The organism is Virgifigura deserti (assembly GCA_003576685.1).
GTDB lineage: Bacteria > Pseudomonadota > Alphaproteobacteria > Dongiales > Dongiaceae > Virgifigura > Virgifigura deserti.
Window position 1 is genome coordinate 421,118 of sequence record QOZR01000003.1, and the last position, 26,935, is coordinate 448,052.

At 65.7% G+C, this 26,935-nt stretch carries 23 protein-coding genes; 10 read left to right on the forward strand and 13 right to left on the reverse strand.

Annotation, left to right across the window (positions count from 1 at the left end; translation table 11 throughout):
- The first annotated feature begins 96 nt into the window (after nt 1–96).
- Both DT069_RS07615 and DT069_RS07620 read left to right on the forward strand, forming a co-directional pair.
- Nucleotides 97–636, forward strand: coding sequence for a hemerythrin domain-containing protein (locus tag DT069_RS07615; RefSeq protein ID WP_425450084.1), 540 nt, complete (start codon nt 97–99; stop codon nt 634–636).
- Between the two features lie 597 nt (nt 637–1,233).
- The gene (locus DT069_RS07620) at nt 1,234–2,667 is read left to right on the forward strand and encodes an ExeA family protein (protein ID WP_119459669.1); all 1,434 of its coding nucleotides are present in this window, start codon (nt 1,234–1,236) and stop codon (nt 2,665–2,667) included.
- Nucleotides 2,668–2,708: 41 nt separating this feature from the next.
- Here DT069_RS07620 and ligD read toward each other — a convergent pair whose 3' ends face one another.
- Genes ligD through DT069_RS07635 form a run of 3 tightly spaced genes read right to left on the reverse strand, consistent with a single transcriptional unit; the run spans nt 2,709 to nt 4,880 of the window.
- Nucleotides 2,709–3,692, reverse strand: a complete 984-nt coding sequence (gene ligD / locus DT069_RS07625; protein WP_119459670.1) for a non-homologous end-joining DNA ligase — start codon at nt 3,690–3,692, stop codon at nt 2,709–2,711.
- A 36-nt stretch (nt 3,693–3,728) separates the two neighbouring features.
- Nucleotides 3,729–4,598, reverse strand: a complete 870-nt coding sequence (gene ku / locus DT069_RS07630) for a non-homologous end joining protein Ku (protein ID WP_119459671.1) — start codon at nt 4,596–4,598, stop codon at nt 3,729–3,731.
- Between the two features lie 54 nt (nt 4,599–4,652).
- Nucleotides 4,653–4,880 (reverse strand): ChaB family protein, encoded by a 228-nt coding sequence (locus tag DT069_RS07635; protein ID WP_119459672.1) that lies wholly within the window; start codon nt 4,878–4,880, stop codon nt 4,653–4,655.
- Between the two features lie 300 nt (nt 4,881–5,180).
- On the opposite strand from DT069_RS07635, the gene DT069_RS07640 reads away from it, so the two are divergent.
- The 3 genes from DT069_RS07640 to DT069_RS07650 all read left to right on the forward strand — a co-directional run bounded on the left by DT069_RS07640 (nt 5,181) and on the right by DT069_RS07650 (nt 10,111).
- Nucleotides 5,181–5,738 (forward strand): PadR family transcriptional regulator, encoded by a 558-nt coding sequence (locus DT069_RS07640; RefSeq protein ID WP_119459673.1) that lies wholly within the window; start codon nt 5,181–5,183, stop codon nt 5,736–5,738.
- A 90-nt stretch (nt 5,739–5,828) separates the two neighbouring features.
- Nucleotides 5,829–6,908: an efflux RND transporter periplasmic adaptor subunit gene (locus DT069_RS07645; RefSeq protein WP_162913042.1), complete on the forward strand. Its 1,080-nt coding sequence runs from the start codon at nt 5,829–5,831 to the stop codon at nt 6,906–6,908.
- Nucleotides 6,905–10,111 carry an efflux RND transporter permease subunit gene (locus DT069_RS07650; protein ID WP_119459675.1) on the forward strand — a complete coding sequence of 1,069 codons (3,207 nt, stop codon included), beginning with the start codon at nt 6,905–6,907 and terminating at the stop codon, nt 10,109–10,111. The genes DT069_RS07645 and DT069_RS07650 overlap by 4 nt, the downstream gene beginning before the upstream one ends.
- Nucleotides 10,112–10,131: 20 nt before the next feature.
- Here DT069_RS07650 and DT069_RS07655 read toward each other — a convergent pair whose 3' ends face one another.
- The 6 genes from DT069_RS07655 to DT069_RS07680 form a co-directional block, all read right to left on the reverse strand.
- The gene (locus DT069_RS07655; RefSeq protein ID WP_119459676.1) at nt 10,132–12,807 is read right to left on the reverse strand and encodes an ATP-binding protein; all 2,676 of its coding nucleotides are present in this window, start codon (nt 12,805–12,807) and stop codon (nt 10,132–10,134) included.
- 288 nt (nt 12,808–13,095) lie between these two features.
- The gene (locus DT069_RS07660; protein ID WP_119459677.1) at nt 13,096–14,037 is read right to left on the reverse strand and encodes a sugar kinase; all 942 of its coding nucleotides are present in this window, start codon (nt 14,035–14,037) and stop codon (nt 13,096–13,098) included.
- 12 nt (nt 14,038–14,049) lie between these two features.
- On the reverse strand, nt 14,050–14,265 hold the full coding sequence (locus DT069_RS07665; RefSeq protein ID WP_119459678.1) for a hypothetical protein: 216 nt from the start codon (nt 14,263–14,265) through the stop codon (nt 14,050–14,052).
- Nucleotides 14,266–14,771: 506 nt separating this feature from the next.
- A complete protein-coding gene (locus tag DT069_RS07670; protein ID WP_119459679.1) occupies nt 14,772–15,410 on the reverse strand; it encodes a CDP-alcohol phosphatidyltransferase family protein in 639 nt (212 codons plus the stop codon).
- A gap of 17 nt (nt 15,411–15,427) precedes the next feature.
- Nucleotides 15,428–16,231, reverse strand: a complete 804-nt coding sequence (gene pssA, locus DT069_RS07675; RefSeq protein WP_119459680.1) for a CDP-diacylglycerol--serine O-phosphatidyltransferase — start codon at nt 16,229–16,231, stop codon at nt 15,428–15,430.
- 31 nt (nt 16,232–16,262) lie between these two features.
- Entirely contained in the window at nt 16,263–17,012 is a 750-nt protein-coding gene (locus DT069_RS07680; RefSeq protein ID WP_425450090.1) for a phosphatidylserine decarboxylase, read from the reverse strand.
- Nucleotides 17,013–17,227: 215 nt separating this feature from the next.
- Here DT069_RS07680 and DT069_RS07685 point away from each other — a divergent pair, with 215 nt between their 5' ends.
- Nucleotides 17,228–17,695, forward strand: a complete 468-nt coding sequence (locus tag DT069_RS07685) for a hypothetical protein (protein WP_119459682.1) — start codon at nt 17,228–17,230, stop codon at nt 17,693–17,695.
- A 144-nt stretch (nt 17,696–17,839) separates the two neighbouring features.
- Here the strand turns inward: DT069_RS07685 and DT069_RS07690 are convergent, their stop codons facing one another.
- Complete coding sequence (locus DT069_RS07690; protein WP_162913043.1) at nt 17,840–18,913, reverse strand: LysM peptidoglycan-binding domain-containing protein; 1,074 nt, start codon at nt 18,911–18,913, stop codon at nt 17,840–17,842.
- A 261-nt stretch (nt 18,914–19,174) separates the two neighbouring features.
- Between DT069_RS07690 and DT069_RS07695 the strand changes: the two genes are divergently transcribed.
- Nucleotides 19,175–19,759: an LOG family protein gene (locus tag DT069_RS07695; RefSeq protein ID WP_119459684.1), complete on the forward strand. Its 585-nt coding sequence runs from the start codon at nt 19,175–19,177 to the stop codon at nt 19,757–19,759.
- Nucleotides 19,760–19,788: 29 nt separating this feature from the next.
- Here DT069_RS07695 and DT069_RS07700 read toward each other — a convergent pair whose 3' ends face one another.
- Entirely contained in the window at nt 19,789–20,178 is a 390-nt protein-coding gene (locus tag DT069_RS07700) for a rhodanese-like domain-containing protein (protein ID WP_119459685.1), read from the reverse strand.
- Between the two features lie 198 nt (nt 20,179–20,376).
- Here DT069_RS07700 and DT069_RS07705 point away from each other — a divergent pair, with 198 nt between their 5' ends.
- From DT069_RS07705 to DT069_RS07715, 3 genes are all read left to right on the forward strand, one after another.
- A complete protein-coding gene (locus tag DT069_RS07705; RefSeq protein WP_119459686.1) occupies nt 20,377–21,591 on the forward strand; it encodes an NADP-dependent isocitrate dehydrogenase in 1,215 nt (404 codons plus the stop codon).
- An 80-nt stretch (nt 21,592–21,671) separates the two neighbouring features.
- Nucleotides 21,672–22,226 carry a peptidylprolyl isomerase gene (locus DT069_RS07710; protein ID WP_425450091.1) on the forward strand — a complete coding sequence of 185 codons (555 nt, stop codon included), beginning with the start codon at nt 21,672–21,674 and terminating at the stop codon, nt 22,224–22,226.
- 4 nt (nt 22,227–22,230) lie between these two features.
- A complete protein-coding gene (locus tag DT069_RS07715) occupies nt 22,231–22,677 on the forward strand; it encodes a GyrI-like domain-containing protein (RefSeq protein ID WP_119459688.1) in 447 nt (148 codons plus the stop codon).
- 6 nt (nt 22,678–22,683) lie between these two features.
- Here the strand turns inward: DT069_RS07715 and alaS are convergent, their stop codons facing one another.
- The gene (alaS, locus tag DT069_RS07720) at nt 22,684–25,359 is read right to left on the reverse strand and encodes an alanine--tRNA ligase (RefSeq protein ID WP_119459689.1); all 2,676 of its coding nucleotides are present in this window, start codon (nt 25,357–25,359) and stop codon (nt 22,684–22,686) included.
- 222 nt (nt 25,360–25,581) lie between these two features.
- Entirely contained in the window at nt 25,582–26,655 is a 1,074-nt protein-coding gene (recA, locus tag DT069_RS07725) for a recombinase RecA (protein WP_119459690.1), read from the reverse strand.
- Nucleotides 26,656–26,935 lie beyond the last annotated feature (280 nt).

A 26,935-nucleotide genomic window follows, 5' to 3' on the forward strand; every position in this document is an offset into this window, starting at 1 on the left:
CGCCCCCTCGCCGCTGTTCACTCTTCGAGAGGCATGATGAGAACGGGAGCAGCGAGCACTATGCACAATGGACGAGGATGGCTTTCGACGGGAAACATGGCGGCGTTCGCCGGCGGGGCGGTGGCGGCCGTCGTCGCCAGCCGGATGCTGCCGCCGCTTATGGCGCAGGCGGTCGGCTCGGCACGCGCAGCGGCCGGCCGGGACCCCTTCGAGGCGCTGATCAAGGATCACCGCCAATTCGTAGCACTTCTGAGCGAGATGGAGCGGAGCCCGAACGACGCCGTGTTTCAGCGCACGCAACTCCTGCTGCGGCTGAAACGCCGCCTGACCGCCCACGCTCTGGCGGAAGAGGACGTGATCTATCCGATGCTGCACGACCGGGCGAACGCGGTGGAGGACGCCCGGCATCTCTATGGTGAGCATGCCGAGATGAAGATGCATCTCCACGCGCTGGAGCAGATGCCGAAGGGTGATCCCCGGTGGCTCGACCGGGTCGGCGCGCTAAAAGCGCTGATCCAGACGCATGCGCGCCAGGAGGAGGAGATCGATTTTCCGAAACTGCGGCAGCTTCTGAGCGACCGGCAGACCGCGCGGCTATCGGGCAGCCTGCAGCGGGAGAAAGCCTTCGTGCTCTAAATCATTTCAGGCTGTAGCGGGGCAATCCTGAACCAGGTTAACGGCCCGAGAACGTTAACGTGAACGCACGACATCGCAACGCCCGGAGCACCCCGCTCCGGGCGGCTATTTGATCCGTTCGTCGGATTGATCAGGCAGAGGCTAGGCCGCGATTCCGCCGCCGTCGCGCCACGCGCTGGACGACTTGCAGTTTCCGCAAACCCGCTCACCAGGCCAGGAACTCTCGAAGGACTGCCGGCACATCAGGCAGTCCCGGCGCTTCGGCTTCTGCTGAACCTCAGACTTCGGTTTCTTGTGGTATGGGTCAGACATAATGACCTATTTAGGCGCGTTCCAATCGCGGTTCAAGTCCATTCGACTCGGCATATTAGTTAAGATCGTCGGGACGCAGCGCGGATGCTGACCTCGCGCAACTTTACAGCACCCGATAGGTTGAATAGGGTGAAAATTGCGGCAAAAGGGCTTGTTTCGCAAAGCCAAGACGGCTCCCGGACAGGCAGAACGCATCGCGTACCAGTCCGCTGAACCCGATCATCGCCGCTTATCGCGTGTGCCGGCCCTGCCACGCGACCGGGTGCTTGACGTGGGAGGCGGGCAATGGCTGCTGAACTGTTCGGTCTGTCCGAGAACCCCTTCAAGATTACCCCCGACCTCCGCTTCGTCCATGGCGGGAGCCGCTTCCAGGCCACCCTCCGCGAGGTACGGGACACGGTGCTCGCGGGTCACGGGATCGCCGTCGTCGTCGCCCGGCCAGGCATGGGGAAGACCATGCTCCTCAACCTGCTGGCGGAGGAGTTGAGACGCGATCGGCCGGGCTGGGCCGTCGCGCTGCGGAATTGCGGGCCGGACAGCCGGGTCGAGGATTTCCTGACCGACCTCGGCGCGGCTCCGGCCGTTCTTTTACTGGACGAGGCGCAGAACCTCGCCGCGGATGAGTTCCGCCGCCTCGACCAACTGACCGATCCCCCCGAAAGCACAGGAGAAACTTCAGGCGGGGCACCGCTGCGGATCGCCTTGGCCGGTACGCCCTCCCTGGACGCGCTTGTGGCGGCGGATCGCACATCGGCGCTGCAACGCCGAATCGCCCTCTACCGACGACTCGATCCGCTAACCGAGCCGGAGGTCGAGGCGTTCATCGGCGATCGCCTGAAAGCCATCGGCCGCCGCCGCGTCGACCTTTTCTCCGATGCCGCGGTGGCCGCGATCGTGCGCTATTCGTCAGGCGTGCCGCGGCTGATCAACAATCTCTGCGCGACGGCACTCTTCCTCGCCGAGTTCGAGGGCATGCGGCGAGTGTCCGCCGAGTTTGTGACCGAGGCAGCAAAGAGCCTCGAACTGCTTCCGGCCAACCTTGCGGTCTTCGAGGGGGCGATTGCCGACGAGATGATCGTCGATGGGACCGTCGAGGCATCATCGCCTTCTCCGCCCGCGGCGCCGTCGGCCGAGCGGCGCCGATCGCGGCTCCGGCTGGGCTTGGCAGCCGCTGTCGGCGCGACCGCGGCACTGGTGTTATTCGCCATTCAAGATGACTTTGTCAGCGACAGCGTTGCCGTCGACGAACCGACGCAAACCGAAACGCAATGGCTCCCGACGCCTTCACCCGCCCTGGCCGGTCTTTGGCTGGAGGAAATCGGTGACCTGGATTCTCGGCTGAATGCACTGCTGGCACGCGCCCGCGAGCAAGTGGCGGCCTTGGCTCTGACGACGCCGGCCGGCGACAACGCGTTCGAAACCTATCAGGAGATCCTGACTCTGATGCCCGGCAACGGGGACGCGCTTCGCGGCATCTATGATCTCGGCGGCAGCTACGCGAATCTCGCGGAGACGGCGGCCCGACGAGGGCGGCGCACCGCGGCACGGATCTATTACGAGAGGGGACTGGCGGTTGCCCCGCAGCATCCGGCCCTGCTGGCGCTGTCCGAGCGAAGCTGGGTGGAACCGAGGCGACGCCGGACCCAGGAAGCGCAGGTCGACACCACCGCTCCCCTCTCCGTCACCGAGCCTTGGACCAATCGGGGCAGTCGGCGATAAGGCGATAAACCGACGGACACTCCATCCGTCCGCCGAGTGCGTCACACGGACAGGCCGACGGCACGCTGTGCCGGGCGCGTGATCGACTGGCGGGTCTTGGAGAGGCCTTCCCAGGGATCGCCCCCCCCGGGATCACGGCCGAGACCGGACAAGCGCCGCGGAAGAGTCGCCACGGTGAAGTCGCCGGGCCGAAGCGCCGGTTGTTCCAGCTCCGCCCAGGCGAGCGGCGTGGCGACCGGCGCACCCGGACGCGCTCGAGTCGAATAGGGTGCGATCGCAGAGGCGCCGTGGGCGTTACGGAGATAATCGATGAAGATCTTGCCGGGCCGGGCCGCCTTGGCCGCGGCGCTGGTGAAGGCCGACGGGCGGTCCCGCGCCATCGCCTCCGCCATCGCCTTGGCGAAGCCCCGGGCCTGCTCCCAATCCTGCCGGCGGGCGAGCGGCAGAACGACATGGAGGCCCTTCCCACCGGTCGTCTTGACGAAGCTTTCCAGTCCGAGCGCGGTCAGCCGGGCACGCAACTCGAGCGCCGCCTCGACGACACGGTCCCAGGACAGGCCCTCCGCCGGATCGAGATCGAATATCAGCCGGTCGGGCCGCTCCGGATCGTCGGCACGGGCACCCCAGGGGTGGATCTCCAGGACACCCATCTGCACGAGCGAAACCAGCCCGGCAAGGTTGTCGACGGCGAGATAGATCGCCGCGCCGTTCCGTTCGGCGACCGGCAGCCGTTTCAAGTCGTCGGGTACGCCCGAACCGGCATGTCGCTGAAAGAAGCATTTGCTTCCCTGCCCGGCCGGACACCGCACCAGGCTCAGCGGGCGCCCGACGAGATGCGGTAGGATCCAGTCGGCAACGGCCGCGTAGTACTCGGCGAGCCCGCGTTTTGTCAGCCCCTCCCCCTCGCCACCCGCATAGAGCAGGCGGTCGGGATGGGTCAGTCGCACGCCGGCGATCTCGATGGCGGCACGGTGCGGAGAGGCCCTGCTGGCCCGCGCTCGCGGGACCGGTGCTTGATGTGTCATCCGAAGTCACCGCTCACGAGGGCTCGAGTCTGGACATTACGCGCTCCGTCGGCGGGCGCCGGACCGGCCACCGGGCTTGGCGCGAATCCTGCCCCTTCCCGCCCGTTCGGCCGCCCTCGCTTTGCGCCCCCGGCCCTCCGACAGGCTGCGCCGGAGCGCCTCCATCAGATCGACGATATTGTCGCCGGCCGGTTCCGGTTCGAGCATTTCGGGCTCGCGGTCCTCGATCTTCGCGGCAACGAGATCGCGCAAGGCGTCCTGATACCGATCCTGGAAGGCCGCGGGATCGAACGGCGCCGTCCTGGTCTCGATCAGCTTGACGGCGAGCGCAAGCTGATCCTGGTCGACCGGCTCGTCGGCGATATGCCGGAAATACGTACTGGCCTCGCGCACTTCGTCCTCGTAGCGCAGGGCTTCGAGCAGCAGGCCGCGACCGCAAGGCCGCAACGCCACGATGCGCTCGCGGCCGCCCAGTACCACCTGCCCGAGCCCCACCGTCCGGCTTTGCCGAAGCGCCTCGCGGATCAGGCGGAACGCCTCGTCCGCCGCCGCTCCATCGGGCGCGAGGAAGTAGGGCCGGTGATAGTAGATCGGGTCGATCTCGCCGGCCTCGACGAATTGCAAGAGGTCGATCCGATGGACGGATTCGAGCTTGAGATGGTCAAGCTCCTCGTCAGTCAGGGTGACGTATCGGCCATGCTCGTACTCATAGCCCTTGACGATCTCGTCCTCGTCGACCGGGCCCTGATGCGGCACGACCTTCTGATAGCGCACGCGCTCGCCGGTCGGCTCGTGGATCTGGTGCAGCGCCACCCGGTGGCCGCTGTCAACCGCGGGATAGAGACGCACCGGCACCGTCACCAGCGAGAGCCGAAGCGTGCCCGTCCAGTAAGCGCGGAGAGCCATAGTGGAAACTCCTTGTTTCCTGCCAACGAATCGGACCAATGAACCGGGCGCTGCTCAGCCCTTCGCGACCCAGTCGTCCCCCTGTTTCTCGTACTTCTTCTTCACGGCCGACCAAGCCACGCGATGGGCCGTTTCCTCTCGCGACGAATCGCCGCGCCGCTCCTTGGGCGATTCATACTCTTCCCAGGCACTGTTGAAGGCCTCGCGATAGATGTCCTGCGCGTGGCCCGGCAAATGATCCTTGACCCGATCCGGAAGATCCGCGTTTTTCCGATAAGGCATCGGGACGTCCTCCTAGGCTGCTCGAAGCAGTCGAACCGCACGCGCAGGCATCTTCAAAGCGTGAGACGGTCGCACGATCGAGAAACAGCACGAGGATTGGGAAGTTCCGAACCGGGCTGCCGGCCGGCATTCGTCCCAAGCGTTAAGGCTGGCGTCCGAAGCGTTAACGCCGGCGTCCGAATTGTTAATGCTGGCTCGAGCCGTTGCGCGCGACATATACGTTCACTAGAATATATCACTCTGATATATGCTATTGCGATCTATTTCAGGTCGATATATCAAACGCCCGCGAGGTGTTGAATGGATGCAAGAACCCTATGTCTCGGCGTGCTGCAGCTCGGTGACGCGAGCGGCTATGAGATCAAGAAGGTCTTCGAGGAAGGCGTTCTAAGCCATATCTACGAAACGAGCTTCGGCTCGATCTATCCGGCCTTGAACAGGCTGGTCGAGGACGGTCTCGCCATCTGCACCGAAATGCCGCAGGACAAACGACCGGACAAGAAAGTCTACAGCATTACGCCGGCGGGCCGCGCGGCGCTGGCTGCGGCCCTGCAGCAGGTCCCCGCACCGGACCGGATCCGGTCGGATTTCCTGTTCATCCTGATGTTCGGGCATCTGGTTCCACGCCCGCATCTGGAACGGCTGATAGACCAGCGGATCAACTGGTACCGGGACACCCTCGCCCGGATCGACAAATGCGACACCGCGAATTGGTCGGCCAGCGCCCAGTTATTTGCCGGGCTCGGCCGGACCGTATTCACGGCCGCCGCCGAGTATCTTGAGCAGAACAGGCATCTCCTCGAGCAACAGGAGAGCCCGACAGACCGGAACGGGCCTGCCGCGGCCGTAGCCGAGTGACCATCGCCGAGTGACAGAGTGCCGGTCCGCCCGGCGCCGAACCCAGACGATAGGGCCACCAGACCATGGGGCCAAATGACAGGAAACCAGATGAAGCTCTCTTATGTCATCGCCGGTGGCCTTGCCCTCGCCTCTATCGGCTGGATTCTGTCCGGTCAGCTTGGGACCGAGGATAAGGCGGCGGCAGCACCGCCCCCACAGGCCAAGGCCGAGGCCGCCCTGCCGCAGGTGCGGGTCCGCCAGCAAGCCGCCGAAGCCCGCACGGCGGAAATCGTCCTGCGCGGCCGCACGGTGGCCTCGCGAAGCGTCGAGATCAGCGCCGAGACACGCGGTCGGGTCGCAGAAGTCTTCGTCGAGAAAGGGGCCGTCGTCGCGGCAGGAGACCCGCTGGTGCGGCTGGATCGCGAGGACCGCGAAGCGCGGCTTCGTCAGGTCAAGGCGCTGGAAGCGCAGCGCCGCATCGAGTACGAGGCCGCCGCGCAACTCTCCAAGAAGGGCTATCGGGCCGAGACCGCGCTCGCCGACTCGAAGGCGAAGCTTGAGGAGGCACGGGCGGCGGTCGCCGGCATGGAAATCGACATCGCCCACACCCTGATCCGTGCGCCGTTCGACGGCGTCGTCGACGCGCGGCAGGCGGAAATCGGCGACTTCGTCGATATGGGCGATCCGGTGGCCCTGCTCGTCGACCTCGACCCGATCCTCATGGTCGGGCAGATTTCCGAACGCGACGTCAGCAAGATCGCGCCGGGCGATCCCGGAACGGCGACGCTGGTCAGCGGCGATATGGTGCACGGCAAGGTGCGCTATATCTCAAGCGTCGCCGACGAAACGACCCGAACTTTCCGGATCGAGCTGGAAGCCGACAATTCCAACCGGCAGGTCGTCCAGGGACTCTCCGCCGAGTTGCACCTGCCGGTGAAGGAGCTGCCGGCCCATCGCATATCGCCGGCGATCCTGACGCTGTCCGAAACCGGCGAGATCGGCGTCAAGACGGTGAACGCCGACAACATCGTCGAGTTTCAACCGGTGCAGATCATCGACGACGGCCCGGACGGGCTGTGGATCGCGGGGCTGCCGCCGACAGTCACCCTTATCACCGTCGGCCAGGAATATGTGACGCCCGGTCAGCGCGTGGAGCCGGTTCCGGAAAGCGGAGTCGGCCAATCATGAACGCGATCATCGACGCCGCGCTCAGCCACGCGCGCACGGTCATTACCGGGCTGGTCCTGCTGCTGATCGCCGGGATCGTGACCTATCGGGACATGCCCAAGGAATCCGATCCGGACATCAACATCCCGATCATCTACGTATCGATGTCGCTGGAGGGCATCGCCCCCGAGGATGCCGAACGCCTGCTGCTGCGGCCGATGGAGCAGGAGCTCCGGCAGATCGAAGGGGTGAAGGAGATGCGCTCGACCGCCTATCAGGGCGGTGGCAATGTCGTGCTCGAATTCGGCGCCGGCTTCGACGCGGACAAAGCGCTCACCGACGTGCGCGAGCAGGTCGATCTCGCCAAGGCCGAGCTTCCGGAAGACGCCGACGAGCCGACCGTCAATGAGGTGAATGTCGGCCTGTTTCCGGTCCTCGTCGTCAGCCTGTCGGGCGACGTGCCCGAGCGCACCTTGCTGACCTTGGCGCAGCGGCTGCAGGACGAGATCGAGGGGCTGAGCGGCGTGCTGGAGGCGAATATCTCCGGTGACCGCGAGGAAGTGGTCGAGCTGATCATCGACCCGCTGCTGATGGAAAGCTACGGCCTGGATGCCGACGACATCGCCACCCTGGTCGGGCGCAGCAACCGTCTGGTCGCCGCCGGCACAATGGACACCGGCCTCGGCCGGTTTGCGATCAAAGTCCCGGGGCTGTTCGAGGAAGCCGACGATATCCTCGGCATGCCGCTGAAGGTCAGTGGCGAGGCCGTCGTCCGCGTCGGCGACATCGCCGAGCTGCGCAGCACCTACAAGGATCCGGAGAGCTATGCCCGGATCGACGGGCAGCCGGCGATCGGGCTCGAGATCTCGAAGCGGACCGGCGAGAACATCATCGAGACGATCGAACGGGTTCGCGCGACTGTCGAGGCCGAGCGCCGGTACTGGCCGGAGCAGATCGAGGTGACCTACTCGCAGGACCGCTCGACCGATATCCGTACCATGCTGAAGGACCTCGAGAACAATCTGATCAGCGCCGTGCTGCTGGTGATGATCGTGGTCGTCGCGGCGCTTGGCGTGCGCAGCGCCGGACTGGTCGGCGTCGCTATACCGGGGGCGTTCCTGATCGGCATTCTGGTGCTGGCCCTCGGTGGACTTACCATCAACATCGTGGTTCTGTTCAGCCTGATTCTCGCCGTCGGCATGCTGGTGGACGGTGCGATCGTGATGACCGAGTTCGCCGACCGGAAGATGGTCGAAGGGCTGCCGAAGCGCGAAGCCTATCGCCTCGCGGCGCAGCGGATGGCATGGCCGATCATCGCGTCCACGGCGACGACGCTCGCCGCCTTCATTCCGCTGATGTTCTGGCCCGACGTTGTCGGCGAATTCATGAGCTTCCTGCCGATCACGCTGACGGCGACGCTGACAGCATCGCTGCTGATGGCGCTGATCTTCATTCCGACGCTGGGCGCGGTCTTCGGCAAAGCCGGCTCCGCCGGCAGCGCGACGATGAAGGCGCTGGCGCGCGGCGAGGAGGGCGACCTGCGGGAGGTCGGCGGCTTCACCGGCGGCTATGTGCGCGTGCTGAACGCCGCGCTCCGGCATCCGGGCAAGGTGGTCCTCGTGGCGGTCGCGATGCTGGTCGGCGTGCAACTCTATTACGCGACGCACGGCCACGGCGTCGAGTTCTTCCCCGATGTTGAGCCGGAGACCGCGATTCTTCAGATCCACGGCCGCGGCAACCTGTCGATCGACGAGCGGGACACGTTGGTCCGGCAGGTGGAAGCCGACATCTTCGCCATGCAGAAAGAGCGCGGCGAGTTCGATACGATCTACGCGGTGTCGCTGGCGAACGCCGGCACCAGCGGCCAGGACGTGGCGGAAGACGTCATCGGCACCATCCAGCTCGAGTTCACGGAGTGGGACCAGCGTCGCCCCGCCGATGCGATCATTGCGGAAATCCGCGAACGCACGGCCGACCTCGCCGGCATCATCGTCGAGCCGCACGAGCAGGAAGGCGGGCCGCAGGCCGGCAAGCCCATCCATGTCGAGCTGTCCTCACGCTTTCCCGAGTTGCTGGCTCCGGCCGCCGCGACGGTGCGCGCCCATCTGGAGGGCATGACCGGGCTGATCGACATCGAGGACAGTCGCCCCGTTCCCGGCATCGAGTGGCAGATCGAGGTCGATCGGGCCGAGGCCGCGAAATACGGCGTCGACGTGACGACCGTGGGAAACTACATCCAGCTCGTCACCAAAGGGCTGAGGTTCGCCGACTATCGACCCGACGGCAGCGACGACGAGGTCGACATCGTCGCCCGCTTCCCGGAACGGGCGCGCAGCATCAGCGAACTCGATCAGATTCGCGTCCCAACCGGTGACGGCTTTGCGCCGATCAGCAATTTCGTCACCCGCGCCGCCAAGCCGAAAGTCGGGCTGATCAACCGCGTCGACGGCGAGCGCGTGCTGAGCGTGAAGGCCGACGTGCAGTCCGGCGTACTGGCGGACGACAAGGTTCGAGAGATCCGAAGCTGGCTGAGCGGAGCCGGGCTCGACTCGCGGATCGACGTGACGTTCAAGGGCGAGGACGAGGACCAGCGCAACTCGCAGGCCTTCCTGATGAAGGCCTTTGTCGTCGCCCTGTTCATCATGGCGATCATCTTGATCACCCAGTTCAACAGCTTCTACAGCGCCGGGCTGATCCTGTCGGCGGTGATCATGTCGACGATCGGCGTGATGGTCGGGCTTCTGGTCACGAACCAACCATTCGGCATTGTTATGAGCGGCATCGGCGTGATCGCGCTCGCCGGGATCGTCGTCAACAACAACATCATCCTGATCGACACCTTCGATCAGCTGAGGGATTCCGCTCCCTCGCCGTTCGAGGCGCTGCTGCGGACCGGCGCGCAGCGCCTGCGCCCGGTGATGCTGACCACGATCACGACGATCCTGAGCCTGATCCCGATGGTCCTCGGCATCAATATCGACTTCGCCAGCCGCGAGGTGGCGATCGGGGCGCCGTCGACGCAGTGGTGGACGCAGTTGTCGACGGCGATCGTGTTCGGCCTCGCCTTCGCCACGCCTCTCACCCTGATCGTCACGCCGTCCGCTCTGATGGTCCGGGAAAACCTGCGGGCCTGGCGCGCCCGGCGGCGTGCCGCGCGTGGCGGGACGACCGACGAGATGCCGTCGGCGCCTTCGCCGATCCTGCATCAAGAGGCCGCCGAGTAGGGGCGGGTTTCAAACCCGCCCTACCGATCGAGGGCGGTCCGGATCGTCTCCGCGAGATCGGCCGGGCGGTAGGGCTTCCTCAGAATCTCCACGGCCTCGGCAAGCCGCTCCCGCTCGACGAGGCTGGAAGCATAGCCGGTCGTGAGCACCACGCGCAGGGCCGGGTGCCGTTCGCGTGCCTGCTGGGCGAGGTCGACGCCGCTCAGAGAACCGGGCATCACGACGTCCGTGAACAGCAGGTCGATATCCGGCCGCGCCATCAGTAGCGGCAGGGCTGCGTCACCCGTCGCCGCCTCCAGCACCTTATAGCCGAGGTCGCCCAGGACCGAGACGGCGAGCGCCCGCACGTCGGCATCGTCCTCGACGACCAGCAACGTCTCGCTGCCGGACCGCGACTCCCCCTGTGGCGCCCGGCTCTCGGGCGCCTCGCTTGCGCTCGTTCCGGCAAACGGCAGATAGATCCGGACGGTCGTACCCTCGCCTTCAGCGCTCTGAATTGTGACATGCCCATTCGACTGCCGGACGAAGCCGTAGACCATGCTGAGGCCGAGCCCGGTGCCCTTGCCGACATCCTTGGTCGTGAAGAACGGCTCAAACGCCCGCAGCACCATGTCGGGCGGCATGCCCAGGCCGGTGTCGCAGACAGCGATCTGCGCATAGCGGCCCGGAGCCAGATCGGGATGTTGCGACGCATTCTCGGCGTCGAGCAGGAGGTTGGCGGTCTCGATCGTGATCCGACCGCCGTCCGGCATCGCGTCGCGCGCGTTGATCACCAAGTTCAGCACCGCGTTCTCGAGCTGGTTCTGATCCGCCATCGCCGGCCACAGATCCGGCGACAGGATCGTGCGAACCTCTATCCGTTCGCCGGCGGTCCGGCGGAACAGGTCCTCCATTCCGGTCACGACTTGGTTCAGATCGATCGCCCGCGGTCGAAGCCTCTGCCGGCGCGAGAAAGCAAGGAGCTGCTGGGTCAGCTTCTCGGCGCGATCGGCGGCGAGCGACGCCATGGAAACGAGTCGGAGCAGGCGCGGCTGCTCGCCCAGCTTGCCGCGCAGTAGATCGAGATTTCCGGCGATAACGGTGAGCAGGTTGTTGAAGTCGTGCGCGATGCCGCCCGTCAGCTTGCCGACCGCCTCCATCTTCTGCGACTGCCGAAGCGCCTCCTCGGCCTGTTGGCGCTCGGCGACTTCAGTCGTCAGCTGCCGCGTCCGCTCCTCCACCAGCCTTTCCAGATGATCGCGATGCCGCGCCAGCTCCCTCTCCGCCCGCTTCCGCTCCGTGATGTCGCGAAAATAGACCGAGAGACCGCTCGAGCTGGGATAGATGTTCAGCTGAATCCACTGGTCGAGCACCGCGGAAACCGTCTCGATATCCACGGCGGATCGCTCCTTGGCGGCGCGGCGAAGCGCCCGCTCGGATTTACTGCCCAGGGATTGCGGGAACTCCTCCCACAGGACCTTCCCGATCAGCGACTCCCGGGGCCGTCCCCATACTTGTTCGGCCCTGCGGTTGACGTAAGTGAAGCGCCAGTCCGCATCGAGCGCATAGAAGGCATCGCTGATGCTCTCGAGGATCTCGACGGTGCGCTCGTGCGAGGCGCGCAGCGCCTCCTCCGCCCGGTCGCGCTCGTCGGCGCGTTGCCGAAGACGTTCATCGGCCTTGCGGAGTGCCCATCCCACCGCGTCGACTTCTCGAACGCCAGGTGTCGGATCGCCTGGCGTGCGGCCACGCCCGAGCGCCAGCGCGGCAGCCGACAGCGATCCGATCGGACGGGCGATCCGCCGCCCCAGAAGCAGGGCAAGCCCGATGCCGGCCAAGACGAGTACCGTTCCGCCGGCAATGAGCATTAGCAGCGACCGGTACAGCGGCGTGTCGATCGCCGACTCGGGCACGCCGATCGCGACGGTCCAGCCCGAGATCGGCGAGCGGGCGAAAGCCGTGTAGACGGGGATGCCTTCCCTGCTGACATGCGGGAACGAACCGTCGACAGCCTGGCCCATCTTCGCCAGAAGAGACGGATTCACCGGCTCACCAATGAACCGCTCCGGGGAGATCGACCGTGCCACGATCGTGCCCTTCCGATCACTGATCGACGCGAGCCAATCCGGCGGAAGCTGTTGCTCCGCCAGCAGAGTGGACAAGCGGTCCGGCGTGATGGCCGTGCTGAGGTCGTAAACCACCTCGCCATCGCGAAACACCGGCACGTCGATGGCGAGGAGCCGACGATTGGTCGGAACGCCGACATAGAGGTCGGAGATCTGCGGCTGGCCGGTTTCGAACACCCGATCGAGCAGTTCCAGATTGGGTCGGCGCGGGAGCGGATCGCCGAACGGCCGGCGCGTGGTGACGAGCTGTTGGCCCGTGGCGTCGAAGAGGACAATGCCCCCGTCGACATCAAGGACTCTTGCCGCTTCCGTCGCTTGCTGGTGAAAAGTGACCAGATCACTATCCTGGAGTGACGGCGAGGTGGCGAGCAGCTTCATCGCCGCCTTAGTGTTCTCCAACTCGCGATCCACGGCGGCGGAAATCAGATGGACCCGTTCGCTCAATTGGTTCTCGGCCACGGCGAACTCGGACTGGGAGAAGCGCAGCAGGACGAACGCCGAGAACGCCAGCACGGGAAGCATGGCGACGATGACGAGAAGGATCAGGTGAGAGCGGAGCGCAAGACTGCGCCTCTTCGGCCAAGCGGACAACTGCGTTCCTCGATGACTCTAGATGTCCTAACCAGCCGCGATTTCATCGATCGCCGCAAGATGCATGGTTGGCCGACCGAGGGTGTCGGAAGATACCATCGCCTTCGGTCGAGTCTAGCTGTCCGATGGCAAAACATTGCCGGGCGCCGGGATGTCGCCCGGTCGAGGGTCGGCAATTCGGGCGCCGGCACACCCCATCGGTGTCGATCATGACTCCGGCGACGTCTCGCCGCCACCGATCGATACGGCTAGGAGGAACGCCTGCGCGGCCGCCGCCCGTGACAAGGGCTAGCTTCGGGCCGAGCCCGACGTGTTGAGCAAGGCCAGCACCTGCTCGCGCCGCGGAATCGGGGTCACCGCGCCATAGCCCTGCGTCGACAAGGCTGCGGCGGCATTGGCATAGCGCGCCGCCTCGAACGGATCCCGGCCGGTCGCCAGCACGGCCAGAAATGAGCCGTCGAACGTGTCGCCGGCCCCCGTCGCATCGACCACCTTGACCGGGTGCCCGGCAATGCGCCGACGCTCTGCGGCGGTCGCGACAAGCGCCCCCTCCGGTCCGAGCTTCAAGGCCACGAGCGGTGCGCCTAGCTTGAGATAGAAGTCGGCGATCGCATCGGCATCGGTCAGCCCCGTCAAGGCTTCGGCATCCTCGAGACTCGGCAGCAGAACATCGCATAGCGGGACCGTCGCATGCGTGATGGCGCGCGCGCGATCGAGCGGCCAGAGCTTCAGGCGCAGATTGGTGTCGTAGGACACCTTCACCCCCTTGGTCCGGGCGTGCCGCACGGCGGCGAAGACCGTATCCGAAGCGACGGCGCTGATCGCTTGGCTGATGCCCGAGACATGCAGGAACTTGGCGCCGGAGATATAATCGAGCGGCAGGCTCTCGGGCTTCAGGCGGCTCGCCGCAGAGCCTGCGCGCATATAGGTGAAGACGTGCCCCTTGGGGCCGTGCGAGACGAAATAGATGCCGGTGTGGGCAACCGGGTCGCGGAGGACCCGGCTCGCATCGACCTCCTCGCGCTGCCAGAGCGTGATGAACGAGTCGCCGAAGGAATCTGCGCCGAGCGCGGTGATATACCCCGTCCTCGCGCCCTGCCGGGTAGCGGCGATCGTCACGTTCGACGTATCGCCGCCATGGCCGAGCCGATAGATCGGCTCACCCGTCCGGCTCGGGTCCTGGTTGAACTCGATGAGCGGTTCGCCGAGCCCGATGATGTCGAGCGCCATTGACCTACCCCCTCACATGCGTCTGCACTTGATGAGGCCCTCGCGCAGCGGTCCGGCCTCCATGAGAGGAAGGCGGTCGATGCCGCTGAACAGGCGCTGCGGCATCGGCATCGGCGAAAAGCTGCCGCCCCAGCGGAGTGCAGCCATGTCCGCCCCGCCTATTGCGATCGAAACGGGAATGCCGATGATCAGGGCGACGGCAAAGACGGAGATAAGAACGGCGATCATGAACGGCCCTGACCGTGCGTGGTAATCGTAAGGACTTCAAGGTCAGTTCCTCGACCCAGGTGAGTGAGCTGCTGAACAGGTAGCACAGCACGACATTGGTGAAGACGAATACCGTCATCACCAGCATAAGACAGTCGACAACGAAGCGGTTGATCGAGACCGAGCCCCGGTCCAAGCGTTCAAGCATGCTGCCCCCTTCGGATACCCGTTTCGTACGCAGGGCCTCCTTTGGCCCTCACGCGCTGCATGGAAGCCGGCGGAAGTTGTAGCGCTACGCCAAGGGTCAGCACATCGAGATGGATGCGATGTGCTCGAGCAGCATGTCCGAACGCCCCCGAAACGACTCACAAGGCCGTCTTGGTAAAATTCTACTACATGCTTCACGGGCCCGCAAAGCACAGTGCCGATGAATCATGCCGACGTGCCCCTTTCGCATTCAGCGCTTCTCGCTCGTTTTCAATTAGCCTCGAGATGGACAATGCGCCGACGCTCCGTGAACGCAGATATCAGGGATCGATTCCGGTCTGTTTCTCATCCGGCGGGCTCGCGAATGTGCGACGAGCGGTGATAATCCGTGACAGCGTGGTGAGCCAGCAGAGTAGGCCGAAACTGTAGGCGATGAGCGCAAAAGCATTTGGGAACAGACAAAGCGCGGTGAAGGCCGCGATCGTCTCCGTGCCTTCGGTCAGCCCACTGATGTAGTAAAACGACTTGCCACCGCGTATCGAAGTCGCCAATCCGCGCTTGGCCGCGATCACCGCGAAGGCGAGGAACGAAGCGCCGGTCCCGACGAAAGAGAAGATCAGGAAGGCCGCCGGCAACGCGTTCTCCGGCCGGGCCAGGGCGAAGCCGAAGACTACCGCCGCGTAGAACAGGAAGTCGCAGACGATGTCGAGATAGCCGCCGAGATCGGACGGTCCACGCCAGCGGGCAACCGCACCGTCGAGGCCGTCGGCGAAACGGTTCAACAGAATCGCCGCGAGCGCGGCGCCGTACAATTCGAAAGCCAGAAGCGGCACGGCCATCAGACCGACGGCAAAACCGGTCAAAGTGACGGTGTCTGCCGTGACGCCCCATCCGGCAACCCGGCGCCCGAGAGCGTTGAGCGGCGGATCGATGATCCGGCGCATCACCCCGTCGAGCATGGCGGCGCTCGTTCCGATCAGAGCAGCGGCGTGTCGGTCGGCTCTTCAACCTCGGCGAAGTCCTCCGGACGCCGCCGCCGCTCGAGCTGCCGATAGGCGATATAACTCAGCGGAATCGACGCGACATAGACCACGCCGGCCGTCATCAGAGTGACCCAGGGCATGCTGACGAGGAAGGCCGCGAACACTCCCACCCCGATCAGGGTCGGCACGACATAATGCTGCGGCACCTTCACCCGCTTGAAGGAGAAGGTGGGAACGCGGCTCACCATCAGCAGCGCGACGCCGAGCATGACGGCGCCGGCCACGATCGGCAGGTCGAAGAAGCCAGAGCCGAACTGGAAGGTCGCAAGCAGCGGCAGGAGCGACAATCCGGCGCCGGCGGGCGCCGGAACGCCGGTGAAGAAGCGACTCGTCCAAGCCGGCAGATCGGCGTTGTCCAGCTTGGTGTTGAAGCGCGCCAGCCGCAGCGCGCAGCAGACGGCGAACAGGAGCGAGATCGCCCAGCCAAGGCCGCCGGCCGCATACATCGTCCAGTAATACAGGACGAGCGCCGGCGCCACGCCGAAGCTGATGAAGTCCGACAGCGAGTCGAGCTCGGCGCCGAACTTGCTGGCGCCGTCAAGCAGGCGGGCGATTCGTCCGTCCAGACCGTCCAGGATGCCGGCGATCACGATGGCAAGGACGGCGAGTTCCCAACGATCCTGCAGGGCGAAGCGAATGCTGGTGAGGCCGGCACAGAGCGCCGACACGGTCAGAATGTTGGGGATCAGCCGGTTGATCGACTGGTCGCGCAGGCGAGGGCCGGGTCTCCGGCGCATCTATCGGGCTTCCCGCATCAACATGTTTCCCTCAACGAGTCTCTCCCAGGCGGGGACCTTCATCGGATCGCAGGTCGGCGAGCACGGTTTCGCCGGCGACCATCCGCTGCCCGACGGCGACCAGGGAGGATACGCCCTCCGGCAGATAGACGTCGGCCCGGCTGCCGAACCGGATCAGCCCGAACCTCTCGCCGGCCCGCACCGCCTGACCGTCGCGCAGATCGCAGCGGATTCGCCGCGCGACCAGCCCCGCGATCTGGACGAAGGCGATCTCCCGCCCGTCGATCGTTCGCATCCGGACCGCCTGCCGCTCGTTGAGCTCGCTCGCCTTTTCCAGAGCGGCGTTGAAGAACTTTCCCGGGCGATAGGCAAGCTTCACGATATTGCCGTCGGCCGGCACCCGGTTCACATGCACATCGAAGATATCGAGAAAGATGCTGATCCGCGTCAGTGGTTGCGGCCCCATATCGAGCTCGGCCGGCGGCACGGCAGCCTGGATCATCTGCACGACACCATCCGCCGGGCTGACGAGCAGGTCGCCGCGCGCTGGCGTCACTCGCTGTGGATCGCGAAAGAAGAAGACGCACCAGATGGTCAGCGCCGCGCCGATCCAGCCGAGCGGCTCGGCGATGACCGCGAGAATCAGGGCAGCAACGGCGAATATAGCGATGAACGGCCAACCGTCGCGATGGACCGGAAAAATTATATAATCAAGAAATTTCATAGCGTTGGTCGGACACTGCCGAAAGTTGCGGAGAGGAGAGGTGTCAGGAACAGCGATAGAGGCCAACCCGCCGCCTTCGTCAAGCTCCGATACGGGCCGAAATCTACCACTATCTATTGTACCGAGTGGTTACTGGAAGGTTAAGGGCGTCCAACGCCCCCCTGTCCACGGTCTTTCGTTAGGGTCGCGGAGCCCGTTCCTCCCAAGCTTTTTACCGGCCTTTAAAAACACCGCACTACGCTTCGCAGTTACCGCAGCCAAGAGGGCAGCACGTGCAAAGCACGCATATAGCATTCATCGCGAAGCAGCCGATTCCGATCGAATTCAACACGATCGTCGTGCGGGAGGACGGCAGCGTCGAGCGGCATATTCCCGGGCGCCCGGTCACGTTTCAATTCGCCTATCTCGGCATTCCGTTCACGGCACATACGCAAACCGAGGACAATCGCCCCGTCCTGCATCTCAAAGGCGAAGTCGGCCCGGCGCCCTATTCGGCCGAATCGATCTCCGCACGTCGCGCCACCCATGCCATCCTGCGCGCAAGCTGGTCTCTGCCGCATGGCCGGCTGGTCGCCTGGCCTGGCGGACGCATCAGTGTGACCGGTCGTGTCCCGTTGCCACGGCCACTCACCCCAGTCGCGCTGATCAGCGCCGCCGTCTCGGTCCTGCTCGATCTAAGGCCCTATCTCGACCTGCTCGGCGAGTTCCTGCCGGGGCGAGCCGAAGCGGCCGTCGGTTGACGTAGATGGTGACCTCTCCGGAGCGTGTCCAGTGTCCCCATCGCGAAATCCGATCATTCGAACTTTGCGTGAATCGGCCCAAGAACTTGTTGAAACTAACGTGATGGTTCCAACGCTCGGTTCCCAAGCGTTGCGATCGGACCACTAGTTTTCGTTCTCTGCCTTCTCGATCGACGGGACGACGAACACCTGACCGGGATAGATGAGGTCCGGATCGGCGATCTGCGGCCGGTTCGCCTCGAAGATCACCGTGTACTGAATGCCGCGGCCATAGCTTTGCCGGGCGATCCGCCAGAGGCTGTTGCCCGGCTGCACGAGGACCACCGCCTTGCCCGTTGAATCGCTCGCCCCCTCACCGAGCGGTTCAGTGATCTCATCGCGCTGGAACGGCGATTCGACCCGGGCGACCACGCTGCCATCCGGCTCGACCTGATCCACCCGGAGCTGATGCAGCCCGGCACCCACCGGCTGCTCGGGGCTGACCTGCCAGCGTCCCGCCTCATCGGCCGCCGCGCGGCCGATCAGTTCGGTGCCGAGATAGACCTGCAGCATCGTCTTCGGCGCCGCCTGACCGCCGACCGTGACCCGGCCCTCCGCGTCATAGGTCACCGAGTCGAGCACCAAGCTCCCGTCCGCGATTCCCTCGCCGGTCTGCTGCCCGCCCTTCGTCGTGGGCGTCTGGAACAGGGTCGCGCCGCCGTCCCCGTGGCGCGGGACTGCCAGGGCCAGCGGCCTGCCTGTTTCCTCCCGCTGCCGGCCAGCGACGTCCCGCTTCGCCTCGGGCACCACCACAACCACGACATCGTCCGACTCGACGGGCGGCTCTCCCGGCAGGCTGGCGTTCAGTCCGATCTCGTAGCTGCCGGGATCAAGCGGCGCATCGGGCACCAGGACCCATTCGCCGCGGCGATCGGCCGTCACCATGCCGAAGGGCTGGCCGTTCTGCACGATGGTGACTTTGCTGTCCGGTGCCGCACGCCCGGCGATCACCATCCTGCCGCTCGGAGTGACCCGGACGACGTCGAAATCAGGTTGAACCGGCTGTGAATCGGCGGCCGCCCCTTCCCCGCCCGTCTGCGCGCCAGCGGCCGGATGGTCGAGCGACGCTTCTGCCTGCTGAACATGCGCGACCTCGTCGCGGGTGATCGCGTGATTCAGCGCTAGCGCCGCGACGATCACGGCCACTCCGACGATTCCAAGCAAAACGATCCGGCTCACCTCATCCCGCCATGTGCTTGCGGAAGAACAATCCGCGTACACTAGTACGCGCTTGGTTCCGAAGCAATTAACACCGATGCCGGTCTTTGGTTGCGGCATGGAACTAAGCGCGACTTTGCCACTGCGCAACCTTCACATCGGCTCGCGAGTCGGCTACAGACTTAACTATATCGCAACCCATACCGGGCGTATGGCGGCCGAGGAACGCTCGTGCCGCAGCGTGTGTTTGTCGGTCCGGAAGAATGGAGTCTCACCTCTGCCATGACGGCCCCCCGCTCCCTCTGTGTCTATTGCGGCTCCTCCGTGGGCGCCAACGCACGGCATCGCGAGGCCGCGCAACGGCTCGGCCAGTTGATGGCTGAGAACGGCATCCGGCTGATCTATGGCGGCGGGCGCGTCGGGCTGATGGGGCTTCTCGCCGACGCGGTAATCGCCGGCGGAGGCGAGGTCGTCGGCATCATCCCTGAATTCCTCGACACGCGCGAGGTCGGCCATCGTGACGTGACCGAGTTGCGCGTCGTCGACAGCATGCATGTCCGCAAGAACATGATGGTCGAGCTGTCGGACGCCTTCGCCGTCCTGCCGGGCGGGTTCGGTACCCTCGACGAGACCTTCGAGACTCTGACCTGGCGCCAGCTTCGGCTGCACGACAAGCCGATCGTCCTGATCAACTTCGACGACTACTGGGATCCGTTCCTGCGCCTCATCGATCATGTCGTGGCCGAGGGCTTCGCCCGGCCGGAATGCCGGGCGCTGTTCAGCGTCGTGGATCGGATCGAGGACGTGATCGCCGTCATCGCCCGCCAGCCGCAGCCGACCGTGCCGACCGAGCAGAAGCGCCTATAGCCGTCCGGAAGCGGGCGCGGCGGCGACCGTCAGGCGGCGTGCGCCTCGGTCGGGCCGCCGGCCTCCTTCCAGGCGTTCATGCCGCCGGTAAGATTTCGGACGTTCTCGAACCCCATCTCCTTGAGCGTCTTCGCGGCAAGAACCGAACGTCCGCCAGACGCGCAGGACACGACGAGCTGCTTGGTGCGATCCAAGGCCGGGTTGTGATACGGACTCTCCGGATCGGCATAGAACTCCAGCATGCCTCTCGTCGCATGCACGGCGCCCGGTATCTTGCCGGTCCGTTGGAGCTCGACCGCTTCCCGCACGTCGACAAAAAGGACGTCAGGGCTACCGACCAGCCGCTGCGCGTCATCCGCACTGATCGAACTGACCGCCGCGTTCGCTTCCGCAATCATCTCCTTGAATCCTTTTGGCATCACACGTCTCCTGAAGATTTCAGATGAAAACGCCTCATCTTAGCTGAAACGCCGATGTCAGGAACTCAGTTCTCGTTGCCAGGACAGAGCCTTGGGATGGTCATGCTTGCACCGGCTTGGCGCGATGCTATGTTCGGGGCCTTCCGCGGACCCGCCGCGCCCCCCTTTCCTGAGCCTTAACACGACGCGAGAGCAGCCATGAAGAAGATCAAGGTCGCAAACCCGATTGTCGAACTCGACGGCGACGAGATGACGCGGATCATCTGGCAATTCATAAAGGACAAGCTGATCCTGCCCTATCTCGACGTCGAGCTGCTCTATTACGATCTCGGCGTCGAGAATCGCGATGCCACTGACGATCAGGTGACAGTCGATGCGGCGAACGCGATCAAGCAGCATCGGGTCGGGGTCAAATGCGCGACCATCACGCCGGACGAGGGCCGGGTGAAGGAGTTCAATCTGAAGAAGATGTGGCGGTCGCCCAACGGCACGATCCGGAACATCCTCGACGGCACCGTCTTCCGGCAGCCTATCATCTGCCGCAACGTCCCGCGGCTGGTGCCGAACTGGACGCAGCCGATCGTGATCGGCCGCCACGCCTTCGGCGACCAGTACCGCGCGACCGATTTCATCGTGCCGGGGCCCGGCCGGATGACGATCCGCTTCGAGCCGACCGACGGCGGCGCGCCGATCGAGCACACCGTCTTCGATTTCCCGAGCAGCGGCGTCGCGCTGGGCATGTACAATCTCGACGAGTCGATCCGCGGCTTCGCGAAGGCCTGCTTCAACTATGGGCTGATGCTCGGCTGGCCGGTCTATCTGTCGACCAAGAACACCATCCTGAAGACCTATGACGGACGCTTCATGGAGATTTTCCAGGAGGTGTTCGACAGCGAGTTCGCCGAACAGTTCAAGGCCAAGGGGTTGATCTACGAGCACCGGCTGATCGACGACATGGTGGCCAGCGCGCTGAAATGGAGCGGCGGATTCGTCTGGGCCTGCAAGAACTATGACGGCGACGTGCAGTCGGACACGGTGGCGCAGGGCTTCGGCTCGCTCGGCCTGATGACGTCGGTCCTGATGACGCCCGACGGCCAGGTCGTTGAGGCCGAGGCGGCGCACGGCACCGTCACTCGCCATTACCGCGAACATCAGAAGGGCAAGGAGACCTCGACCAACCCGATCGCGTCGATCTTCGCCTGGACGCGCGGCCTCTGGTACCGCGGCAAGTTCGACGGCACGCCGGAGGTGCAGCGTTTCGCCGACACGCTCGAGAAGGTCTGCGTCGACACCGTCGAGTCCGGCTTCATGACTAAGGACCTCGCCCTGCTGATCAGCCCGGAACAGAAGTGGCTCACCACCAACCAGTTCCTCGACAAGCTCGACCAGAACCTGCAGAAGGCGATGGCCTGACGCCCTTCTGGCCCCCATCCTGAGTCTGTCGAAGGATGGGGGCCGACTTACCACAAGCCGATAAGCTGGAGAGCGCCATGATGCTGCGTGCCCTGAAGCTCCTTCCCGCCCTTGCCCTCGTTGCCGGCCTCCTCGCCGCGGGGTCCGCCCGGGCGGTCGACCCGGAGAACATGCTCTATCTCGATCTCGAGGACGGCCGGGTCGTGATCGCGATGCGACCGGAGATCGCGCCCAACCATGTCGCCCGGATCAAGGAGCTGACACGGCAGGGGTTCTATGACGGTGTCCCGTTCCACCGCGTGATCGAGGGATTCATGGCGCAGACCGGCGACCCGACGGGCACCGGCATGGGCGGCTCCGGGCAGAAGCTGGACGCCGAGTTCTCGGACACGCCGCATCTTCGCGGCACCGTCTCGATGGCCCGCGCGGCGGACCCAAACAGCGCCGACAGCCAGTTCTTCATCGTCTTCGAGCCCGCACCATCTCTCGACGGGCAATACACCGTCTGGGGCGAAGTGATCGCGGGCATGGAGTTCGTCGAGCAGATCAAGAAGGGAGATCCGGCCCGAAACGGCATGGTCGAGAATCCCGACCGGATCGTGAAGATGCAGGTGGCGGCGGACGCGGAGGAATAGCGACATGGACTTCACGACCAGCGCCCGCGAAGCCTTCACGATCGTCGGGATCGCGGCGCGGACGTCTAACAGCGAAGGCGGCCGGATCGCGGCGCTATGGCAGCGGTTCTATGCCGAAGGCATCCAGCAACGCATCCCGGATCGGCTGAGCGACGATGTCTACAGCCTCTATACCGACTATGAGAGTGACCATACCGGCCCCTTCACGCTCGTCATCGGTTGCGCGGTAAGCAAGGCGGAGGCGCTGCCCGATGGGCTCGTCGCCAAGGCGGTGCCGGCCGCCAAATACGCGGTCATCGATGCGACGGGGCCGCAGCCCGACACGGTCATGCAGCAGTGGCAGGCGATCTGGGCGTCGGACCTGCCGCGCAGCTATAGCGGCGACTTCGACCTCTACCGGAACCGCAAGGGCGAGACGCCGCGGGTCGAGATCCACGTCGCGATCCGGTAAGGGCGATCAGCTAGCGGCGCCGACAGTCTCCCCAATGAGCGCCTGCTCGATCGCGGCCAAGGCCGCTTCGGCCTGGGCGCCGTCGGGGCCGCCGGCCTGGGCCATGTCGGGCCGTCCGCCGCCGCCCTGCCCGCCCAGGCTGCGACTGCCGAGACGGACGAGATCCACCGCATTGAAGCGCCCGGTCAGGTCCTCGGTCACGGCGACGACGAGCGAGGCGCGGCCCTCGCCGCGCGCGACGAGGGCGACGACGCCGGAGCCGAGCTGCTTCTTCAGCGCGTCGGCCATGCCCTTCAGCTCCTTCGCCGGCACGCCGTCGAGCAGCCGCGCGGCGAGCTTGACGCCGCCGACCTCCTTCGCAATGGGACCGGCCGCCGCGCCGTTCGAGGCGCCGGTGGCGAGCGCCTTGCGCGCCTCGGTCAGCTCCCGCTCGAGCCGCCGGCGCTCTTCCATCAGGCTGACGACCCGGCCCGGCAGCTCGGCCGGCTGAACCCTGAGGGCGGCCGCGGCGCGGGCGAGCGCCTCCTCCTCCTCGCGGACGAAGCCTTCCGCCGCGGCGCCGGTCAGCGCCTCGATGCGGCGGACGCCGGAACTGACCGCGGTCTCGCCGATGATCTTGAGGAAGCCGATATCGCCGGTGCGCTGGACGTGGGTGCCGCCGCAGAGCTCGGTCGAGAACTCGCGGACGTCGTCGGTTCCGCCCATCGAGACGACCCGAACCTCGTCGCCATATTTCTCGCCGAACAGCGCGAGCGCCCCCGCCTCGATCGCCTCGTCGGGCGTCATGAAGCGGGTGGTGACCGGCGCATTGCGGCGGATGCGGGCGTTGACCTCGACCTCGACGTCGCGCAGCTCGTCGGGCGTCATTGCCCGCGGGTGGCTGAAATCGAAGCGCAGTCGATCGGGCGCGACGAGCGAGCCCTTCTGCGTGACATGGCCGCCGAGCCGACGGCGCAGCGCCTCATGCAGCAGATGGGTGGCGGAGTGGTTGGCGCGCAGCTTGGTGCGACGCCCGCCATCGACGCGCAGCTCGATCACGTCGCCGACGGCGATGCGGCCCTTGCTCACCCGGCCGAAATGGACATGCAGGTCGCCCAGCTTCTTCTGGGTGTCGCGGATCTCGATCTCCGCGCCGTCGTCGGTCAGGAGCGTGCCGGAATCGCCCATCTGGCCGCCCGATTCGCCGTAGAACGGCGTCTGGTTCGCGACCAACGCGATCTCGTCGCCGGCCTCGGCCGCCTCGACGGCCTTGCCGTCGCGGACGATGGCCGAAACCACGCCCTCGGCGGTTTCGGTCGCATAGCCCAGGAAGTCGGTGGCGCCGACCGTCTCGCGCAGCTCGAACCAGAGCTGCTCGGTCGCCGCCTCGCCGGAGCCGGCCCAGGCCTGCCGCGCCGCCGCGCGCTGCCGCGCCATCGCCTCGTCGAAGCCGGCCTGATCGACGGTGCGGCCCTGGCCGCGCAGGATGTCCTGGGTCAGGTCGAGCGGGAAGCCGAAGGTGTCGTAGAGGCGGAACGCCACGGCGCCGGATAGCGGCTGCGCGCCGCCGAGCTGGGCGGTCTCCTCGTCGAGGAGGCGCAAGCCCCGGTCGAGCGTCTGCTTGAAGCGGGTCTCCTCCAGCTTCAGGGTCTCGGCGATCAGCGGCTCGGCCCGCGTCAGCTCCGGATAGGCCTGCCCCATCAGGCCGACCAGCACCGGCACCAGCTTGTAGAGCAGCGGCTCGTCGGCGCCGAGCTTGTGGGCGTGGCGCATCCCGCGGCGCATGATCCGGCGCAGCACATAGCCGCGCCCCTCGTTCGAGGGCAGCACGCCGTCGGCGATCAGGAAGCTGCTGGAGCGCAGATGGTCGGCGATCACCCGGTGCGACACGCGGGTCGCGGGATCGTCGGGCTCGGTGTTCGAGGCCTCGGCCGAGGCGAGGATCAGCGCCCGCAGCAGATCGACGTCGTAATTGTCGTGCTTGCCCTGCAGGATCGCGGCGATCCGCTCCAGCCCCATGCCGGTGTCGATCGAGGGCCGCGGCAGCGCGACGCGCTCGTCCTTCGAGAGCTGCTCGAACTGCATGAAGACGAGGTTCCAGATCTCGATGAAGCGGTCGCCGTCCTCATCGGGGCTGCCCGGCGGCCCGCCCGGAATCTCCGGCCCGTGATCGAAGAAGATCTCCGAGCAGGGGCCGCAGGGGCCGGTGTCGCCCATCGCCCAGAAATTGTCCGAGGTCGGAATCCGGATGATGCGGCCTTCGGGCAGGCCGGCGATCTTGCGCCAGAGGTCGAAGGCCTCGTCATCCTCGGAATAGACGGTGACGAGCAGCCGGTCCGCGGGCAGGCCGTATTCCTTCGTGACCAGGTTCCAGGCGAGCTCGATCGCGCGGTCCTTGAAATAGTCGCCGAACGAGAAATTGCCGAGCATCTCGAAGAAGGTGTGGTGCCGCGCGGTGTAGCCGACATTCTCGAGATCGTTGTGCTTGCCGCCGGCGCGGACGCATTTCTGCGCGGTGACGGCGCGGGCATAGTCGCGCTTCTCGGCCCCGGTGAAGACGTTCTTGAACTGCACCATGCCGGCATTGGTGAACAGCAGGGTCGGGTCGTTGCGCGGCACGAGCGGGCTCGACGGCACCGCCGTGTGGCCGTGCCGGACGAAATAGTCGAGGAAGGTGCTCCGGATCTCGTTCGCCGTGTGCATGTCTTTTTCGTCACCTGAAGCGGCCGAAAGCCGCGGGTTTCCTGCTTGAAATGGGGCCGCGGCGGCGGACAGGCAAGGTCGAGGGCCGGAGTGCCGCGACGCGAAGCCTTTGCTTTTACCCCGCTCGGCGCGGCCCTGTCCAGACGGGCTGTCCAGAGAAGAAAAGGCCGCGCGGGGTTTGCCCTCGCGCGGCCCTATATCGTCGGACAGGTCGTATAGAGGTCAGTCGCTCTCGGCTTCCGCTCCGACGCCGCCGTCCATCATGGCGCCGGCGACGAGGCCCGCATTCTCGCGGACCGCCCGCTCGATCGCCTGGGCGACCTCCGGGTGCTCGCGCAGGAACTGCTTGGCGTTCTCGCGGCCCTGGCCGATGCGCTGGCCGCCCTGGGAGAACCAGGCGCCCGACTTCTCGACGACGCCGGCGGCGACCCCGAGGTCGATCAGCTCGCCGGTCTTCGAGATGCCCTCGCCATACATGATGTCGAACTCGACCACCCGGAACGGCGGCGCCAGCTTGTTCTTGACCACCTTCACCCGGGTCTGGTTGCCGGTCACCGTGTCGCGGTCCTTGATCGACCCGATGCGGCGGATGTCGAGGCGGACGGAGGCGTAGAACTTCAGCGCATTGCCGCCGGTCGTCGTCTCCGGATTGCCGAACATCACGCCGATCTTCAGGCGGATCTGGTTGATGAAGATCACCATGCAGCGCGAACGCGAGATCGAGCCGGTCAGCTTGCGCAGGGCCTGGCTCATCAGGCGGGCATGCAGGCCGACATGGGAGTCGCCCATCTCGCCCTCGAGCTCGGCCCGCGGCACCAGGGCGGCGACGCTGTCGACCACCAGCACGTCGATCGCGCCGGAACGGACCAGCGTATCGGCGATCTCGAGCGCCTGCTCGCCGGCATCCGGCTGCGAGATCAGCAGATCCTCGACATTGACGCCGAGCTTGGTGGCGTAGCTCGGATCGAGCGCATGCTCGGCATCGATGAAGGCGCAGGTCCCGCCCTTCTTCTGGGCCTCGGCCACGACATGCAGGGCCAGGGTCGTCTTGCCCGAGCTTTCCGGCCCGTAGATCTCGACGACCCGGCCGCGCGGCAGGCCGCCGATGCCGAGCCCGATATCGAGCCCCAGGGAGCCGGTCGAGACGACCTCGGTCTCGACCACGTTATCGCGCTGGCCGAGCCGCATGATCGAGCCCTTGCCGAACGCCCGTTCGATCTGGCTGAGCGCGGCGTCGAGCGCTTTTCCTTTATCCATCATATCCTTGTCGACGAGGCGCAGTGGAGATTGCGACATGACCTAGGGCCTCTCTTATTCCATAGCAAGGAGTGCGGTGCAATCCGGAAGAATGTACCCGTTTTGTTCTCGTTTGCAAACGGAAAAATGCGGCCGATCGGAGAACATCCGCCTTGGAGCAAATTCCGGACGATGGACCCCATGTCCAGCGGGACTCCGACGTCCCATGACGCGCCCCGCCCCCTGCCCCACGGCTGTCAGCAGGCGGAGCCGGCGGGCGGAGCGCGCGGCGGCGCGGCGCAGGGCGGCGAGCGGGACCGAGCGGGCGCCGTGGCGCAGG

Bases quoted from the DNA above. Each gene is read 5' to 3' on its own strand.
- pssA (WP_119459680.1), bottom strand. From the start codon at position 16,231: ATGCGCCGGAGACCCGGCCCTCGCCTGCGCGACCAGTCGATCAACCGG.
- DT069_RS07695 (WP_119459684.1), top strand. From the start codon at position 19,175: ATGACGGCCCCCCGCTCCCTCTGTGTCTATTGCGGCTCCTCCGTGGGC.
- DT069_RS07705 (WP_119459686.1), top strand. From the start codon at position 20,377: ATGAAGAAGATCAAGGTCGCAAACCCGATTGTCGAACTCGACGGCGAC.
- DT069_RS07710 (WP_425450091.1), top strand. From the start codon at position 21,672: ATGCTGCGTGCCCTGAAGCTCCTTCCCGCCCTTGCCCTCGTTGCCGGC.
- DT069_RS07640 (WP_119459673.1), top strand. From the start codon at position 5,181: ATGGATGCAAGAACCCTATGTCTCGGCGTGCTGCAGCTCGGTGACGCG.
- ligD (WP_119459670.1), bottom strand. From the start codon at position 3,692: ATGACACATCAAGCACCGGTCCCGCGAGCGCGGGCCAGCAGGGCCTCT.
- DT069_RS07660 (WP_119459677.1), bottom strand. From the start codon at position 14,037: ATGGCGCTCGACATCATCGGGCTCGGCGAACCGCTCATCGAGTTCAAC.
- DT069_RS07635 (WP_119459672.1), bottom strand. From the start codon at position 4,880: ATGCCTTATCGGAAAAACGCGGATCTTCCGGATCGGGTCAAGGATCAT.
- DT069_RS07700 (WP_119459685.1), bottom strand. From the start codon at position 20,178: ATGCCAAAAGGATTCAAGGAGATGATTGCGGAAGCGAACGCGGCGGTC.
- recA (WP_119459690.1), bottom strand. From the start codon at position 26,655: ATGTCGCAATCTCCACTGCGCCTCGTCGACAAGGATATGATGGATAAA.
- alaS (WP_119459689.1), bottom strand. From the start codon at position 25,359: ATGCACACGGCGAACGAGATCCGGAGCACCTTCCTCGACTATTTCGTC.
- DT069_RS07715 (WP_119459688.1), top strand. From the start codon at position 22,231: ATGGACTTCACGACCAGCGCCCGCGAAGCCTTCACGATCGTCGGGATC.
- DT069_RS07620 (WP_119459669.1), top strand. From the start codon at position 1,234: ATGGCTGCTGAACTGTTCGGTCTGTCCGAGAACCCCTTCAAGATTACC.
- DT069_RS07650 (WP_119459675.1), top strand. From the start codon at position 6,905: ATGAACGCGATCATCGACGCCGCGCTCAGCCACGCGCGCACGGTCATT.
- DT069_RS07645 (WP_162913042.1), top strand. From the start codon at position 5,829: ATGAAGCTCTCTTATGTCATCGCCGGTGGCCTTGCCCTCGCCTCTATC.
- DT069_RS07615 (WP_425450084.1), top strand. From the start codon at position 97: ATGGCGGCGTTCGCCGGCGGGGCGGTGGCGGCCGTCGTCGCCAGCCGG.
- DT069_RS07670 (WP_119459679.1), bottom strand. From the start codon at position 15,410: ATGCTCGACGGGGTGATGCGCCGGATCATCGATCCGCCGCTCAACGCT.
- ku (WP_119459671.1), bottom strand. From the start codon at position 4,598: ATGGCTCTCCGCGCTTACTGGACGGGCACGCTTCGGCTCTCGCTGGTG.
- DT069_RS07665 (WP_119459678.1), bottom strand. From the start codon at position 14,265: ATGATCGCCGTTCTTATCTCCGTCTTTGCCGTCGCCCTGATCATCGGC.